At 71.2% G+C, this 15,570-nt stretch carries 15 protein-coding genes; 7 read left to right on the top strand and 8 right to left on the bottom strand.

Translation table 11 applies throughout. The features are described from left to right. The first annotated feature begins 58 nt into the window (after positions 1-58). From ACGFMK_RS18965 to ACGFMK_RS18935, 7 genes are all read left to right on the top strand, one after another. Positions 59-466, top strand: coding sequence for an XRE family transcriptional regulator (locus tag ACGFMK_RS18965; protein ID WP_392764483.1), 408 nt, complete (start codon positions 59-61; stop codon positions 464-466). Continuing rightward, a complete protein-coding gene (locus tag ACGFMK_RS18960; protein WP_392764481.1) occupies positions 463-984 on the top strand; it encodes a hypothetical protein in 522 nt (173 codons plus the stop codon). The genes ACGFMK_RS18965 and ACGFMK_RS18960 overlap by 4 nt, the downstream gene beginning before the upstream one ends. Continuing rightward, positions 981-2,096: an MAB_1171c family putative transporter gene (locus ACGFMK_RS18955; RefSeq protein WP_392764478.1), complete on the top strand. Its 1,116-nt coding sequence runs from the start codon at positions 981-983 to the stop codon at positions 2,094-2,096. The genes ACGFMK_RS18960 and ACGFMK_RS18955 overlap by 4 nt, the downstream gene beginning before the upstream one ends. A gap of 3 nt (positions 2,097-2,099) precedes the next feature. Further along, positions 2,100-3,263 carry an amidohydrolase family protein gene (locus tag ACGFMK_RS18950; protein ID WP_392764475.1) on the top strand — a complete coding sequence of 388 codons (1,164 nt, stop codon included), beginning with the start codon at positions 2,100-2,102 and terminating at the stop codon, positions 3,261-3,263. Between the two features lie 630 nt (positions 3,264-3,893). Further along, positions 3,894-4,283 carry a hypothetical protein gene (locus ACGFMK_RS18945; protein WP_392764472.1) on the top strand — a complete coding sequence of 130 codons (390 nt, stop codon included), beginning with the start codon at positions 3,894-3,896 and terminating at the stop codon, positions 4,281-4,283. Between the two features lie 25 nt (positions 4,284-4,308). Continuing rightward, entirely contained in the window at positions 4,309-5,598 is a 1,290-nt protein-coding gene (gene hisS / locus ACGFMK_RS18940; RefSeq protein ID WP_392764469.1) for a histidine--tRNA ligase, read from the top strand. 61 nt (positions 5,599-5,659) lie between these two features. Continuing rightward, the gene (locus tag ACGFMK_RS18935) at positions 5,660-6,943 is read left to right on the top strand and encodes a hypothetical protein (RefSeq protein WP_392764467.1); all 1,284 of its coding nucleotides are present in this window, start codon (positions 5,660-5,662) and stop codon (positions 6,941-6,943) included. A gap of 2 nt (positions 6,944-6,945) precedes the next feature. Here ACGFMK_RS18935 and ACGFMK_RS18930 read toward each other — a convergent pair whose 3' ends face one another. The 8 genes from ACGFMK_RS18930 to ACGFMK_RS18895 all read right to left on the bottom strand — a co-directional run bounded on the left by ACGFMK_RS18930 (position 6,946) and on the right by ACGFMK_RS18895 (position 15,531). Next, positions 6,946-8,145, bottom strand: a complete 1,200-nt coding sequence (locus tag ACGFMK_RS18930; protein ID WP_392764464.1) for a sensor histidine kinase — start codon at positions 8,143-8,145, stop codon at positions 6,946-6,948. After that, the gene (locus ACGFMK_RS18925) at positions 8,142-8,789 is read right to left on the bottom strand and encodes a response regulator transcription factor (RefSeq protein ID WP_392764556.1); all 648 of its coding nucleotides are present in this window, start codon (positions 8,787-8,789) and stop codon (positions 8,142-8,144) included. The genes ACGFMK_RS18930 and ACGFMK_RS18925 overlap by 4 nt, the downstream gene beginning before the upstream one ends. Before the next feature lie 64 nt (positions 8,790-8,853). Beyond that, entirely contained in the window at positions 8,854-10,134 is a 1,281-nt protein-coding gene (locus tag ACGFMK_RS18920) for a cation:proton antiporter (RefSeq protein WP_392764462.1), read from the bottom strand. Continuing rightward, entirely contained in the window at positions 10,131-11,456 is a 1,326-nt protein-coding gene (locus ACGFMK_RS18915; RefSeq protein WP_392764459.1) for a cytochrome P450, read from the bottom strand. Before ACGFMK_RS18915 ends, ACGFMK_RS18920 begins: the two co-directional genes overlap by 4 nt. After that, positions 11,453-12,523 carry an alpha-hydroxy acid oxidase gene (locus ACGFMK_RS18910; protein WP_392764456.1) on the bottom strand — a complete coding sequence of 357 codons (1,071 nt, stop codon included), beginning with the start codon at positions 12,521-12,523 and terminating at the stop codon, positions 11,453-11,455. The genes ACGFMK_RS18915 and ACGFMK_RS18910 overlap by 4 nt, the downstream gene beginning before the upstream one ends. Further along, the gene (locus tag ACGFMK_RS18905) at positions 12,523-14,085 is read right to left on the bottom strand and encodes an NAD(P)-binding domain-containing protein (protein ID WP_392764454.1); all 1,563 of its coding nucleotides are present in this window, start codon (positions 14,083-14,085) and stop codon (positions 12,523-12,525) included. The genes ACGFMK_RS18910 and ACGFMK_RS18905 overlap by 1 nt, the downstream gene beginning before the upstream one ends. 70 nt (positions 14,086-14,155) lie before the next feature. Next, positions 14,156-15,079, bottom strand: coding sequence for an aldo/keto reductase (locus tag ACGFMK_RS18900; protein ID WP_392764554.1), 924 nt, complete (start codon positions 15,077-15,079; stop codon positions 14,156-14,158). Between the two features lie 50 nt (positions 15,080-15,129). After that, positions 15,130-15,531, bottom strand: a complete 402-nt coding sequence (locus ACGFMK_RS18895) for a MerR family transcriptional regulator (protein ID WP_392764451.1) — start codon at positions 15,529-15,531, stop codon at positions 15,130-15,132. Positions 15,532-15,570 lie beyond the last annotated feature (39 nt).

Here is a 15,570-nt window from a genome sequence, read left to right as displayed (position 1 = left end):
ATGTGCGTACAGTGGTTTCCCGGCTAGAATTTTCACGGTGGAAACCTAGGGGGCGGCCATGGCACAAGAGCGCACGTTCGCGGAACGCCTGAGCGCCCTGATCGACGCGGCGCGACTGGACGGCAAGGCACCGCACAGCTACCGCGAGATCTCCGCGGCGGTCGAGCGGGCCGGCGGGCCTGCGATGTCGCCCGCCTACCTGCAGCAGCTCGCGACCGGCAAGCGGGTCAACCCCAAGATCCACTACGTCGAGGCGCTGGCCAGGCTGTTCGGCGTGCCCGTCACCTACTTCTTCGACGCCGAGGCCTCGGGGCCGGCGCCGGCGGGCGAGGTCCAGCTGATGGCGATGCGCGCGCAGGAGCTGTCGCCGCAGGGCCGCCGCCAGGTGATGGACCTGCTGGAGCTGGTGGAGCGCTACGAACGCGCCGAACGCGAAGGCCGGAACCCGGAGGACACGTCGCGATGAAGGAACGCGAGCTGCGCCGCCGGTGCCGGAAGCTGCTGAAGGACCTGGACATCGGGCCGCCGCTGGACGTCGAGCAGCTGTGCGCGCGGCTGGGCGAGCAGCGGGGCAAGCCGATCCGGCTGATGGCCTACCCGCTCGAGGTGCCCGGCCCGTTCGGCTGCTGGATCGCGACCGCGGCGGCGGACTACATCTTCTACCAGGCCGAAACGACGAAGTCCCACCAAGATCACATCATCCTGCACGAGCTCGGCCACATGCTCGCCGACCACCACCCGCAGGGTGACGCCGAGCCGGCGGACTTCCTGCGCGGCCCGGCTCCCGATCTTGACCCGGATGCCGTACACCGCGCCCTGCGCCGGACGTCCTACGATGACGCCCACGAGTGGGAAGCCGAGACCGTAGCGACCATCATCCTCGAGTGGGCGTCGGTCCTGAACTACACGATCCCGCGGCGCGCTGCGGACCGGGATCTTCGCCGGATCCAGGGGGCGCTGGGCGATCACCAAGGGTGGTTGTGAGCACACTTTTCAGCCCCGTGAACGTTCTCGCGATGGTGCTGTTCGCCGCGGCTCTGGCGTGGCGGATCTACCAGGTGGTCCGGGCCCCGACCCTGCCTAACTGGTCCGTCACCGCGTGCATCGCCGGCTTCGCCGCCGCGTTCCTGCTGCAGCAGAAGGTGATCTCGGACGCCGTCGACGACGTCTTCGGCCTCGGCGCCGCCCGGGTGGCGAACAACGCGCTGCTCGCCTGCGGTGTCTGCGCGCTGATCCTGTTCTTCCTCGGCTCGGCGCTGGGGCCGGCCCGCCGCTACCGGCGCGTGGTCATCGAGCTGGTGCCGCTGGCCGCGGCGATCGTGCTGATGATCGTCGCGATGGGCATGACGCCCCCGGAGCTGCGGGGGGCCGCGCTCGGGCCGGAAACGATCCACGACAACGGCGTCGCGCTGTTCTACCTGGGCGCCGGGCTCTACCTGATCTACGGCCTGCTCGCCTGCACGGCCTGGATCGTGCGCTACCTGCGCGTCGCCGACCGGAACCTGCGGATCGGGCTGCGGCTGAGCGCGGTCGGCCTCGCGAGCGCGGCCGTCGGCAGCATCTTCCGCGCGCTGTACATCGTCGTGGCGTGGGCGTTCGGCCCGGTGGTGAAGATCCTGCTACTGCTCGGGGTGCCGTTCGTGATCGTCGGCGGCGCGCTGTTCCTGGCCGGCGTGACCTACCCCGGCGTCCGCGCGCGGCTCTCGGCGTTGCGACGGCGACGGCGGCACCGCCGCGAACACCAGGCGCTGGCTCCACTGTGGACGGTTCTGGTCAAGGCGTTCCCCAGCATCGTGCTGCGGACCCCGCCGCGCGACCGGTTCTCGCCGCGCAGCGTGCACCGCGTCTACTACCGCCGGGTGATCGAGATCCGCGACGGCCTGGTGCAGCTTTCGCCGTACCTCGACACGAACTTCGGCGAGGTCGTCGCCAGCGATCCGGGGGCCGCCGCGGCCGCGCTGAAGACGGCGTTGCGGCGGCACGCGGACGGCGAGGAGAGCGACGGCCGCGCCAAGCAGGTCCTGCCCGCCGGCGCGGACGACATCGAGTCCGACGTCCGGCCACTGCTCGCCCTTTCGGCCGCGATGGGGGCGTGAGGCGTGGACACCCTGATCACCGCCGGCCGGGTGCTGCCCCGGCCGTCGGCCCCGGTTCTCGACGGCGCGGTCCTGGTGCGCGACGGTGTGCTCGCCGCGGTGGGCCCGCGCGCGGAGGTGCTGGCGCAGGCGGCGCCCGGCGCGTCGCGGCACGACTTCCCGACCGGCACGGTCATGGCGGGCCTGTTCAACGTCCACGTGCACCTGTCCTTCGACGCGTCGCGCGAGATGCTGGCTCATTTCCTCGACGGCTCCTCGCTGGAGGGGGCTCGCTCCCGGCTCACGTCGATGCTGCGCAGCGGCGTGACGACGGTGCGGGACCTCGGCGACCGCGGCCACCTCGGCGCGGCGGTGCGCCGCTCGCTGGAGGGCGTGGCCGCGCCGCGGCTGCTGGTGTCGGGCCCGCCGATCACCGTCCCGGACGGCCACTGCCACTTCTTCGGCGGCGCGACGACGTCCGACGCGTCGATCCGGGCACTGATCGACGAGAACGCGGCGGCGGGCGCGGACGTGATCAAGGTGATGGCCAGCGGCGGCCAGATCACCGAGGGCGGCGCGGACATGTGGGAGTCCCAGTTCGACGCCCGGCAGCTGGCGGTGATCGTCGCGCACGCGGCTTCCCACGGCTTACCGGTGGCGGCCCACGCCCACGGCGCCGACGCGATCGAAGCGGCGGTCGAGGCAGGGGTGTCGACGATCGAGCACTGCAGCTTCCTGACCGGCCCGCGCTCGTTCGACCGGCGCGATCCGGTGGCTGCTTCCATGGCCGCCCGCGGGATTTCGGCGTGCTCCACGAGCAGCCGCAACTGGCGAACGATCGTCGAGAAGCTGGGCGACGACGTCGCACAGGCGATGTACGGCCGGTTGCCGTGGCTGGAGGAGCACGGCGTCCGGCTGCTGGCGGGGACGGACGCGGGCTTGCCGGGCTCGGTCTTCGACGATCCGGTGGGTGCGCTGGAGCTGTACGAGTGGCTGGGGTTCGGTCGGCGGCGCATCTTGGAGATCGCTACCGAGGACAGCGCGGCTGGGCTTGGGTTGGCTGGCGTGACCGGGCGTCTTGAGCCGGGGTTGGCGGCGGATGTGCTGGTTGTGGAGGGGGATCCGCTGGCTTCGCTGGCGGCTCTGCGGAATCCGTTGTTGGTGTTGGCTCGGGGGTTGGCGGCTTAGGTCGCGAACGGGCCGGTCGCGGCTTTTGCGGCGCGAACGGGCCACTCGCACCACCGCCACGCCCCCACGGGCACGAACGGCCCGCTCGCACCCGCTTCGGCGCGAACGGGCCACTCGCGCTGGTTGACCGAGCGCACGAACGGGCCACTCGCACCCTCAAAGACACGAACGGTCCACCCGCACCGCCACCACGCCCCCACCGGCACGAACGGCCCGTTCGCACCCACTTCGGGCACGAACGGGCCAATCGCGCCCTCAACGGCACGAACGGTCCACTCGCGCCACCGTCACTCGCCCCGAGGGCACGAACGGACCGCTCGCGTCGCAAGCCCACAGCACGAGAGGGCCACTCGCGCGGTTGACCGAGGGCACGAAAGGACCACTCCCGCCGCCACCGCGATGGGTGGACCACTCGCACCCGCCACCGAGCGCGAAAGGGCCACTCGCGCCCTCCCCTCATCACCCACCCGGCTGGAACCGCCCCCAGCCCACGCGTCGTCACCCACCCGAACCCCGCCCCTCCGGCAAAGTCACTCGCGGCAACTTCCCCAATCGGGGAACACCAAGTTCCGTGACGCCGTTTTAAAACAGTGTTATCGTAGGCTTACCCCACCAGGAAACGGAGTCCCGATGCACGGACCCACCCAGCTCTTCACGGTGATCGCCCTGATCTCGCTGCCCACCGTGATGTACGGCGGCTACGCTCTGATGGGCGTCATGCGAGAGCGAAAACTCACCGACCACCAGCGCGCGATGTTCCGCGCCGGGCACGCGCACGCCGGCGTCCTGTTGATCCTCGCCCTGGTCGCCCTGCAGATCCTCAGCCGCACGACGCTCTCCGACACCACGCTGTGGACCGCCGGTTTCCTGTTGCTGTTCGGGATCCTCGCCCAGTCCGGCGGGTTCTTCCTGCACCTGATCCCGAACCGGGGCAGGCTCGGTGGGCGGGTCACGTCCGTCGGGGCCGTGCTGCTCGGTACGGCTACCCTGCTCACCGCGTACGGGGTCGCCTTCGCCTGACAAAACCGGTCGTTAAGCTGGTCACGTGCCTGAATACCTGCCGACCGCGCCCTACAAGGGGACACGGGACTTCCTGCCCGCCGAGATGTCCGTGCGCACGCAGGTGTTCGGTCATCTCTACGACGTCCTCGAGCGCCGCGGTTTCCTCCGCTACGACGGCCCGATCCTCGAGTCGGCCGAGATCTACGAACGGAAGTCGGGGCAGGAGCTCGCGGACAAGCAGCTGTACACGCTCACCGACAAGGGCGGGCGGCGGCTGGCGCTGCGGCCGGAGATGACGCCGTCCGTGGCGCGGATGATCGCCGGGAGCGCGAAGTCGCTGTCGTTCCCGGTGCGCTGGTACAGCCACCCGAACTGCCACCGGTACGAGGCGCCGCAGCGTGGCCGCGTGCGCGAGCACTGGCAGATCAACGCGGACATCTTCGGCTCGGACAGCGCCAACTGCGAGATCGAGATCTTCGAGCTGGTGCACGACATGATGGCCGCGCTGGGCGCGACGCCGGACATGTTCGTGCTGCGCGTCAACGACCGGAACCTGCTGACGTCGGCGCTCACCGACGTCGCCGGCGTCTCCGAAGACCACCTGTCCCAGGTGTTCGCGCTGGTCGACCGCTGGGAGAAGTACCCCCGCGAGAAGCTGGCCGAGGGGGCCGCGGAGATCGGGCTGTCGGACAAGCAGTTCGAGAAGCTGGCCGAGACGCTCGACATGGGCGAGGCGCTGCTCGACGAGCTGCCGGCCGAGGTGCGTGAGCAGTCGAACCTGGTGAAGGTGCTCAACAGCAGCGCCGGCAGCCTGGTGAAGTACGAGCCGATCATCGTGCGCGGGCTGGCGTACTACACGTCGACCGTGTTCGAGGTCTTCGACACCTCGCCGGAGAACCGCCGGGCCCTGTTCGGCGGCGGCCGCTACAGCGACCTCGCGTCGATGTTCACCGCGCAGCAGATCCCGGGCATCGGGTTCGGCATGGGCGACGTCACGCTCATCGACTTCCTCGAGACGCACAACCTCACCCCGGCGCCGCGCAGTGAGGTCGACGTCATGGTCATCCCGGTGACCGAGGACCTCTCGGACGCCGCCCGCTCGGTGGCGCAGTCGCTGCGCCAGGCCGGGCTGCGGACGTCGACGCCGATCGAGCACCGCAAGCTGGGCAAGGAACTCACCCGCGCGGACAAGGCGGGTGCGGTCGCGGTCGTGATCGTCGGCCAGGAGGACTGGGCCGCCGGGAACGTGACCGTCCGCAGCCTCGCCACCCGCGAGCAGAACCCGGTCGCGATCGCGGACGCCCCCGCGGCGGTCACCGCGCTGCTGGGCTGAAATCGGTTCGACTCCCCCTCGGTGCCCGGGCATCCTGGGCGCCGAGGGAGGGAGATCGCCGATGCTGGAACAACCGCTGACCGCCGAGGATCTCGACGCGTTCGCCGCCGGTGACGTCCGGCGCTGGGCGGAGTTCGACCTGGCGTTCCGGCAGTCGTGGTGGACCGGGCGCGAGGCACGGCTGAGCCGCCGCCCCTCGCGGACCGAGCTGGCCGAGGCCGCCTGCCACGGGAACGGGCGCCTGCGCGAAGCCGCCGTCGAGCGGCTCGCGACCCGCACGGATCCCGAAGTGCTGCCCCTGTTGCTGGTCCGCTGCGTCGACTGGGTGCGGCCGATCCGCGACCTCGCGCGGCCGCTGACGCTGTCCAAACTGGACGAACCGGCGTTCCGCGCGATGCTGCCGCTGATCGGCGTGCTGCGACGGCGTCAGGTCGACGACTGGATGACCACCCTGTTCCGCCAGGCGCTCACCCCGCGGCTGCTCGACGACGCGCTGGCGCTGGAAGACCGCGAGAGCCGCCGCTTCGCACACCGTGAGGCGGCCGGATTCCTCCCCGCGGAGCGGCTGCTCGGCATCGCCACCACGGACGACGACTTCCGGATCCGTTCGCGGTGCGGGGAAGAACTCCTCGACCGCGGTGAGGCCGTCGAAGAGCTGCTCGCCGCCGGGACACCCAAGGTCCGGATGCGCGCGCTGACGCTGCTCGGCGAAGACACCGCCCTGGCCCGGCTCGCCGACCGGTCCTCGGCGGTGCGCACGATGGCCCAAGCGCTGGTGCTGAAGGCCGGCGGCGACCCGGCCGCGCACTACCGCGAGCTGCCGGACTCCGCGGGGGTGCTCGCCGGGCTCGGCGAGACCGGGACCTCCGAAGACGCCGGACGGCTGGAGCGGAACCTCACCGACGGGCGGCCCCGGTTCCGGGCGCTGGCCGTCCGCGGCCTGCGCCGGGTCGCGCCGGAGTCGACGGCGGTACGGCCGCTGCTGACGGACCCTTCCCCCGCGGTGACCCGGCAGGTGGTCGAGTTCCTGCGCGGCAAGCCGGCGCTGGTCGACGTGCCCGCATTGCGCGCGCTGCTGAGCCCGGCGAACCCGGTCCACACGCGACGGGCGGCCGCGGCTCTGCTGCGTGACCACGACACCTGGTTGCGGCTGCACACCGACCTCACGCTGCTGCGGGACCCGGACCTCGGCGAAGGCGCCCAGCAGGACCTGTACGCCTGCCTGACCCACATGACGGGCGTCTACACGAAACCGTCGGCGGAACTGCGGGCGGAGATCGAGGCGGCCTGCGTCGACCTCGAGCCGAGGCTGGCCCGCGGGATCCGGCTCAGCCTCGGCGCCTGACCTCACAGGAGGTCGGCGCGCAGCAGGCGAAGCGTGAACGTGGCGCCCGCGCCAGGGCGGGCGACGGCGGCGATCGTGCCGCCGTGGCCCGTCACCACCTCGCGGACCAGCGCCAGGCCGAGGCCGAAGCGGCGGCCGTCGCCGTCCGTGCCGCGGGCGAAGCGCTCGAAGATGCGGTCCGCGTCCGCCGCCGGGAAGCCGACGCCGGTGTCGCGGACGCGCAGCTCGACGTGCTCGTCGTCCGGCGCGCCCAGCGAAACCTCGATCGAGCCGCCCGGCGGGGTGTGGCCCAGCGCGTTGTCCAGCAACGCCGACAGCACGCGCCGCAACGCCGTCGGGACGCCCTGGACGACGTACGGGCCGTGCTCCCGCGTCACGGCGATCCGGATCCGGCCGGCGCCGGCGCGCACCGCCTCCGCCGCGACCACCTCGTCGGCCAGCACCGCCAGCTCCACCGGCACCAGTTCCGGACGGGCGCCGCACGCCTGGGCCGACAGCAGCAGGTCCTCGACGACTTCGCCGAGTTCGCGCGTCCCGCGCACCAGCTGCTGCAGGTCGTCACCGTCCCGGCCGGACGAGCGCCGGGCCAGCAGCTGCGCGCGCGTGTGCAGCCGGGTCAGCGGGGCGCGCAGCTCGTGGGACGCGTCCTCGACGAACGTGCGCTGCCGCCGCAGCGCGTCGGCCAGCGGCCGGATCGCCCGGCACGCCAGCACCCGCCCGCACACCACGGCCGCCAGCAGCGCGAGCAGCTCGGCGACGCCGAGCCCGAACAGCAGCGACGACCGGTCCTGGATCTGGTACCGCTCCTCGAAGTACGCCTGCGAGACGACGCCGCCGTGGTTCTCCACGCGGATCGTGTACGTCATGCCGCCGAGCGACCGGCGTTCCGTGTGGACGGCACCCGGGGACGGCGCGAGCGCGGCCAGCCCGGCGACCGGCACCCCGGCCGGCGACGGCCCGGGCGGCGTGTGCAACGCGGGCGTGAACAGCCAGACGCAGCCCGGCGGCGTCGCGGTGGGACCGAGCTCGATCGTCCGGGCCAGCGTGCGGTCGGCGTCGGCGTGCTGCCCGGACAGCAGCATCCCGTAGGCGATCCCGCCCGCGACGGCGACCAGCAGCGTCACCACCACGGCGATCTGCGCGGTGATCACCCACCGCGCCCGGTGCAGGGCGCGGGCTTCGGGGTCGCCGCGGGGCTTCACACCGCGCCGATCTGGTAGCCGAGCCCGTGCACCGTCCGCACGACGTCCCGGCCGAGCTTGCGCCGCAGGTAGTACACATAGGTGTCCACAATGGACTCACCGGTCGAGTCGGCGAACACGCGGGTGCGCAGCGCGGCCCGCGGGTGGATCGCCTTCGGCCGCTGGGCCAGCGCCCGGAGCAGTTCGAACTCGCGCCCGGACAAGGTGATCCGCTCGCCGCGCGGCAGCACGACCTCGTGGCGCTGCAGGTCGAGCGCGGCGGTGCCGAGCGGGATGCACTCGGCGCCGTCGAGGTCACGTCGGCCCAGCGCGCGCAGCCGGGCGAGCAGCTCCTCGGTCTCGAACGGCTTGACGAGGTAGTCGTCGGCGCCGGCGTCCAGCCCGCTGACGCGGTCGGCGAGCGTGCTCAGCGCCGACAGCACCAGGACGCGCGTGGTCACCGCCCGGGCCCGGAGCCGCGCGAGCAGCTCCAGGCCGTCGAGCACCGGCAGCCTGCGGTCGATGATCATCACGTCGTACCGCCCGGTGAGGCCGAGGTGCAGCCCCCGCTGGCCGTCGTACGCCGCATCGGTTTCGTAGCCTTCGTCCGCGAGCAGTTCGGCGAGCAGGCCCGCGAGTTCGCGGTCGTCCTCGACGAGGAGCACTCTCGGTTTCTCCGCCGCATCGTGCACGACCCCATACTGGCAGTTATTTTCTGGTATTGAACCCTCAACTTTTCCCGGTTACCGGGACCGGCTCCGCCATCAGGACCACTTCGGTGGTCCCTCTGCGGGCATCACGACGGTCGAGCCAGCTGAGCACCGGCGCGGTCATGACGGTGGTCACCAAGGCGACCAGCACCAGCACCGTGAACAAGGCGGGCGAAACGATCCCCGCCGCGAGCCCGACGTTCAGCGCGATCAACTGCATCAGCCCGCGGGCGTTGATCAACGCGCCGACGCGCAGCGCGACCGGCTGCGACTCCCCCACCAGCCGGGCCGCGCCCCAGCACGCGCCGAACTTGCCGATGATCGCCACGGCGACGCACAGCACCGCGAACAGCAGCAGCTTCGGGTCGGCGAGCAGGGCGAACCGGGTGTTCAGGCCGGAATAGGTGAAGAACAGCGGGAGGAACACGATCCGCCCGATCGGCATGATCTTCGCGAGCACGGCGTCCGCGGCGGGCACCCGCGGGAAGACGATGCCGACGCAGAACGCGCCGAACACCGCGTACAGCCCGATGACGTCGGTGAACCAGGCCGCCGCGAAGAGCGTCAACGCCGTGATCAGCATCTTCTGGTCCGCGGAGATCCGTTCACTGCCCATCGCCTTCGCGAGCACCCGGCGGCCGACGAGCACCAGCAGCAACGCGAACAGCAGCCCGCCGCCGACGGCCAGGGCCACCGGCCCGGCCGAATCGGCGTGCATGCCGAGCACGACGGCCAGCAGGACCCACGCCAGGACGTCGTCGAGCGCACCGCAGGCCAGCGCGAGCGAGCCGAACCGGGTGCCGCCGAGGCCGCGTTCGGTGATGATCCGGGCGAGCATCGGGAACGCCGTGATCGCGAGCGCGACGCCGACGAACGCCGCCGACGTCACCAGCGAAACCCCGGGCTTGCCGATCCCGGCCCAGCTCGCGCCGAACACCGCGACCCCGACGCCGAGGGCCAGCGGGACGACCGTGCCGGCGGCCGAAATCGCGCCGACCGACTTCACCGAGCCGCGGATGCTGCGCAGGCTGAACTCGTAGCCCGCGCCGAACATGTAGATGACCAGGCCGATCTGGCCGCCGACGTAGAGCAGCGGGCGGACGCCGTCCGGGAACAACCCCGTCTGCACGGCCGGCAGGATCAGCCCCAGCAGGGACGGGCCGAGCAGCACGCCGGCGATCATCTCGCCGACCACCGGCGGCTGGCCCAGCCGCACCGCGGCCAGGCAGACGACCCGGCAGACCACGAGGATGACCGCGACGGCGAGGAAGAACGCCGGCGCCGCTTCGGTGGGGGTCATGACTTTCCTCCGGCGAAGTAGGTCGAGCAGAGGGCTTGGCGACGAGCGTCGATGACCATGTACGTGCCGAAGACGAGCTGGGCCAGGCTGCGCCAGACGTCTTCCCAGCGGTCGCGCACCGCGAGCCACACCAGCGGCAAGCGCCGGCGCCGGGCGCCGCGGGGCGTCAGCAGGGCGGGCCCGCGGTTGGGGATCGAGCGGGTGTGCCCAGCGGTCGAGGCGAGGCTGAACCGGCGCAGCACCTCCCGCACCACGACGCGCATGGTCAGCGGAGCCAGCCCGCGCGCCGGGCAGGCCCGGTTCTGCGCGATGCCGAACGGGACGAAGTTGACGTCCTTCTTGGCCTGGACGGCGTGCGAGCACCAGCGTTCCGGGTCGAACACCTCCGGGTGCTCGAACCCCGCGTGGTGGAAGTCCGGGTAGCTGAAGCAGAGCACGGTGCCGGCCGGGATGGTCAGGTCCGCCAGCTCGATGTCCGCCGTCGAGATCCGGTGGGCGATGCCGAAGAGCGGGTAGGTCCGCAGGCCCTCGTCGATGACGCGGTCCAGGTAGGCGTCGTCGTCGGGGTACTCGGCCAGCCGGCGCTGGACCTCCGGGTGCTGCGCGACGATCATCAGCAGGTGGGCCATCGCCTCGGACATCTGCACGACGGCGGTGTTGAAGAACGTGCCCTGCAGGTAGTAGACCTGCTCTTGCGGGGTCAACGCCTCCGGCAGCGGGTGCGGGACGTCGTCCAGGCGCTTTCGCAGGTACTTCGTGAGCCTCGCGCGGCGGCGCATGTTCCGCGGCCGCACGCACTTCAGGGCCGAGACGACGTCGTCGGCGTTCGCGACGATGAGGTCGCGTGCCTCCGGCGGACACGGCTCGTCGAAGACCAGCTCGTAGTACAGCTCGGCCCAGATCGGCATCATCTCGTCGCGCAGCCGGATCAGGCCGCCGTCCAGCTGGTCGAGCACGTGCGTGGCGACACGGCGGGTCAGCTCATCGGAGTCCTTTTTGGACTTGACCAGGATGTGCCGGGTGCACTTGGCGACCTCGTCGTAGCGCGGGCCCGGTTCGAGGTGCTCCTGGTGCACCTCCGGGCCCGGCGCGAGCCAGTACCAGAACAGGTCCGACAGCGCGGCACCCTGGCTGCGGCCGTTCGCCGCGGGGTCGGCGTACACGCGCCGGAAGTCCTCGACGCCGACCTGCTCACCCGGGATCGTCACCGTGTCCTCGCCGTTGACCAGCGAGAAGATCTTCATCCGCAGCGCGACGACGCGGCCGGGCAGCCACGCGGGGGCCGTCGCCACCGCGGCGGCCGCAAGCGCTTTCCCGATCATCGCCGCACCTGGTCCGGCGTCAGGTCGCCCGGGTGCCGGCCACCGCACATCGCCAGGGCCTGGTCGAAGTCCTCCCGCAGCAGTTCGAGCACCTGGGAGACGCCTTCGCGCCCGCCGGCGGCCAGCCCCCACACCACGGGACGGCCGACGCCGACCGCGTCCGCGCCGAGCGCCAGGGCCTTGACGACGTCGGTGCCGCGGCGGATCCCGCCGTCGAGCAGTACCGGCATCGCCCCGCCGACCGCCGCCGCGATCTCCGGGAGCACGTCGATCGTGGCGGGGACGGTGTCGAGCTGGCGGCCGCCGTGGTTGGACACGACGATCCCGGCGACGCCGTGGTGCACCGCCAGTCGTGCGTCTTCGGGGTGCAGGACGCCCTTGATCAGCACCGGGAGCTTCGTCTTCGAGCGCAGCCAGGCGATGTGCTCCCAGTTCAGCCCGGCCGACATGACGATGTCGCGGACGTGGCTGGCGTTGCCGCCACTGCGGTTCTCGCCGATGTCGCGCAGGTTCTCGACGGCGAATCCCGACGGCAGGTCGTGGAAATCGTTGCGGTCGTCGCGCTCGCGACGGCCGAGCACCGGGGAGTCCACGGTGACGACGAAGGCCTTGACCCCGGCGGCCTCGGCCCGGCGCACGATCGCCTCGGTGAACTCGAGGTCCGGCTGCAGGTAGAGCTGGAACCACAGCGCCGGGTCGGGCGCGACCTCGCGCGCCGCGGCGGCGATGTCCTCGATGGCGGTGGTCGAGGCCATGCTGACGATCATGATCGTGCCCGCGCGCGCCGCGGCCCGGGCGGTGGCGAGCTCGCCGTCGCCGTGGGCGAGCCGGTGGAACGCCGTCGGCGCGACGAGGATCGGCATGGAGGCCGGCGAGCCGAGCAGCTCGACGCTCAGGTCGCGCTTGTCGCTGCCACGCAGCACGCGGGGCAGCAGCCGCAGCCGTTTGAACGCGGCTTCGTTCTCCGCCAGGGTGATCTCGTCCTGCGCGCCGCCCGCGTAGTAGTCGTAGTGGACCGGGTCGAGCCGTTGCCGCGCCGCCGCTTCGAACTCCGCGATCGTGCGCATCACAGCTCCTTCGTGAAGAAGGCGGCCAGCGGTCCGATGTGGACTTCCCGGTCCCACTCGTTCTCGAGGTTCTCGGTCACGTGGTGGGTGGCGACCAGCTCGCCGTGGCGGTAGTGCCGGACGATCGGGTGCAGGTAGTGGCCCTCGCCGTGGTCGTTGGCCTCGTCCTGGCTGGCGCGGGCGACGAAGTCGAACGGGTCGATCTTGTCGTGGTCCGGGCCGTAGTCGAGGGTGACGACGAAGGCGTTCTCCGGCGGGTCGTCCAGCAGCCGCGCCACCGGCACCTCTTCGAGGTAACTCGCGGTGTCTCCGTCGATGATCAGGACGTCGCCGAGGAAGCCGAACTGCTGGTACAGCGCGGAAGTCCGGTTGATCCGGGTGATCACGGCTTCGGTCAGCGCGTCCGGTTTCGCGGGCAGCTCGGTGCTCGGCCACGGCGTCTCGTGGTAGCGCTCGCCGAGGACCTTGGCCAGCGCGCGGACCCCATAGCGGAAGCCGTGGATGAACGCGCTGGTGGCCTTCTTGAAGTCGCGGACCTGCGTGATCGTGCCGGCGAAGTAGAGGCCGGGCACGTTGACCGACTCCCAGCTGGACGTCTGCGCGGGGAAGCGGTCGTTGATGGTGAGCTGCGGGCGGCAGTCGTCGTCGAAGACGTCGGCGTCGAACCGGAAGCCGGTGCAGATGATCACCCGGTCGTAGCGGATCTCCTTGACGACCTCGTCGACGCGGGCGAAGGCGTATTTGACGTGGTATCCGTCGGCGTCCTTGCGGATCTCGCGGACGTCGCCGTCGAGGATCGCGTGCTGCAGCTTGAGCTGGTACATGTCGAGGATGCCCGCGTTGTACGCGCGCAGGTGGCCGACGAAGTGCGTGCGCCAGGCCAGTTTCACCGGCCGTGGGCCGCCGACGTGCACGATCGCCGCCGTCTCGATCAGGTTGTCCGCCGTCTCGAAGGCGGAGTTCCCCTTGCCGAGCACCAGGACCCGCTGGTTCTTGAACTCCTGCGGGTCGACGGAGACGTCCGAGTACGGGTCGGCCAGCTCGATGCCGGGGATGTCCGGGACGTAGGACCTGCTGACGCCGGTGGCCATGATCAGCCGCCGGGCGCGGAACTCGGTGTCACCGGCGGTGACCACGAAGAGAGCGCTTTCCGGCTCGCGGCGCACCCGCGTCACCCGGGTGTCGTAGCGGACGTCGATCCGGTGCTTCGCCGTGTAGTCGGCGAGGTAGCGGAGCAGGTCTTCGGCGTCCGGGAAGAGCTTTTCGCTGTAGTCGGTGAAGAGCACCGGGTCGTCGTCACCGTCGGCCAGGATCGAGTTCCAGTCCATCCGGAGGTTCAGCTCCGGGTCGGTCCAGCCGGTGTACTTCTTGTTGATCGAGATGAGCGTCCGGTGGCGCGGGTAGGTGGCGAAGAACGTGCCGGGCGCGGATCCCGCCTCCAGCACGAGGTACCGGCGCCCGGCGTGGCCGAGGAACTGCCCCAGCTGCAACCCGGCCGGCCCCGCGCCGACGACCAGATAATCGAGCACTTCCTCCGACACGACGACCTCCAGGCTCGGCACCGATCACATGATCGGCACCGAGCCTTCCCCGGAGATCTCAGAAAACCTTCAGAAGCAACTCGCTACGTGCTTACTTGCCGGCCGCGCGGGCCAGCCGCTCCGGGTACCGCGCCCCCGCGATCGCCTCGGCGGGAGCCGCCGCTTCGATGGCCTCGACGTCGGCCGCCGTCAGCTCCAGCGAGGCCGCCGCGACGTTCTCCTCCAGGTACTTGCGCCGCTTGGTGCCCGGGATCGGCACGACGTCGTCGCCGTGGGACTGCACCCACGCCAGCGCGAGCTGCCCGGCGGTGACGCCCTTCTCCTCGGCGAGCTTGCGCAGCGCGTCGACGATCGCCATGTTGCGCTCGAAGTTGCCCTCGGCGAACCGCGGCAGGCCGCGGCGCATGTCGCCCTCCGGCAGGTCCTTCATCGACGTCACCGCGCCGGTCAGGAAACCGCGGCCCAGCGGCGAGAACGGCACGACGCCGATGCCCAGCTCACGGCACGTGTCGAGGATTTCCCCTTCGATGCCGCGCGTCCACAGGGACCACTCGCTCTGCAGCGCCGTCACCGGGTGCACGGCGTGCGCGGCCCGGATCGTGGCGGCGCTCGCCTCCGAGATGCCCGCGTACCGGATCTTGCCCGCTTCGACGAGGGAAGCCAGCGCGCCCCAGGTCTCCTCGATCGGCGTGTCCGGGTCGACGCGGTGCTGGTAGTAGAGGTCGATGTGGTCGACCCCGAGGCGCCGCAGCGACTCGTCGCAGGACTGCTTGACGTACTCGGCGTCCCCCCGGGCGCCCATCGAGCCGTCGGTCCAGACGATGCCGAACTTCGTGGCGAGCACGACCTCGTCGCGGCGGCCGGCGATCGCGCGGCCGACCAGCTCTTCGTTGGCGCCCTGTCCGTAGACGTTCGCCGTGTCCAGCAGGGTGACGCCGAGGTCGAGCGCCCGGTGGACCGTGGCGATCGACTCGTCTTCGTTGTCGAAGACGCCGTAGGCCTGGCTCATCCCCATGCAGCCCAGCCCCTGGGCACCGACTTCCAGTTCGCCGAGCTTCCTGGTCTTCACGCGGAGATTCCCTCCATGTCGGGTTCCACGCCGAACGCCTTGCGCTCGACCTGGGCGTAGTTGTCGATCTTGTAGTCGAGGACGTCGAGGCAGCCCTGCAGCTCGGCGATCCGCTCGGCGACCGACCGGCGCTGCTCCACCAGGAGGGCCTTGCGGCGGCCCGCGCTGGCGACGCCGTGGCGGCGCAGCGACGCGTACTCGCGCATGCTCTTGATGGGCATCCCGGTCGTGCGGAGCTTGGTCAGGAACCCCAGCCAGCTGAGGTCGTCGTCGGAGTACGCCCGGCGGCCCGCGGTATCACGGGCGGGCGGGTCGAGCAGTTTGATGCGCTCGTAGTACCGGAGGGTGTCGATGGACAGCCCGCTACGTCGAGCGGCTTCCGCTATCGAGTAGCTCATGACCTCGACACTACGACCTGGAGTGCACTCCAGGTCAAA

The organism is Amycolatopsis sp. NPDC049252, from assembly GCF_043197175.1.
Classification (GTDB): domain Bacteria; phylum Actinomycetota; class Actinomycetes; order Mycobacteriales; family Pseudonocardiaceae; genus Amycolatopsis.
The sequence above is the reverse complement of the archived record's forward strand: the minus strand, read 5'-3'. Positions and strand labels throughout refer to the sequence as shown.

Excerpts from the sequence above, each read along its gene's own strand:
- ACGFMK_RS18965 (WP_392764483.1), top strand. The coding sequence starts at position 59 with ATGGCACAAGAGCGCACGTTCGCGGAACGCCTGAGCGCCCTGATCGAC.
- ACGFMK_RS18960 (WP_392764481.1), top strand. The coding sequence starts at position 463 with ATGAAGGAACGCGAGCTGCGCCGCCGGTGCCGGAAGCTGCTGAAGGAC.
- ACGFMK_RS18945 (WP_392764472.1), top strand. The coding sequence starts at position 3,894 with ATGCACGGACCCACCCAGCTCTTCACGGTGATCGCCCTGATCTCGCTG.
- ACGFMK_RS18935 (WP_392764467.1), top strand. The coding sequence starts at position 5,660 with ATGCTGGAACAACCGCTGACCGCCGAGGATCTCGACGCGTTCGCCGCC.
- ACGFMK_RS18920 (WP_392764462.1), bottom strand. The coding sequence starts at position 10,134 with ATGACCCCCACCGAAGCGGCGCCGGCGTTCTTCCTCGCCGTCGCGGTC.
- ACGFMK_RS18915 (WP_392764459.1), bottom strand. The coding sequence starts at position 11,456 with ATGATCGGGAAAGCGCTTGCGGCCGCCGCGGTGGCGACGGCCCCCGCG.
- ACGFMK_RS18910 (WP_392764456.1), bottom strand. The coding sequence starts at position 12,523 with ATGCGCACGATCGCGGAGTTCGAAGCGGCGGCGCGGCAACGGCTCGAC.
- ACGFMK_RS18900 (WP_392764554.1), bottom strand. The coding sequence starts at position 15,079 with ATGGGGATGAGCCAGGCCTACGGCGTCTTCGACAACGAAGACGAGTCG.
- ACGFMK_RS18895 (WP_392764451.1), bottom strand. The coding sequence starts at position 15,531 with ATGAGCTACTCGATAGCGGAAGCCGCTCGACGTAGCGGGCTGTCCATC.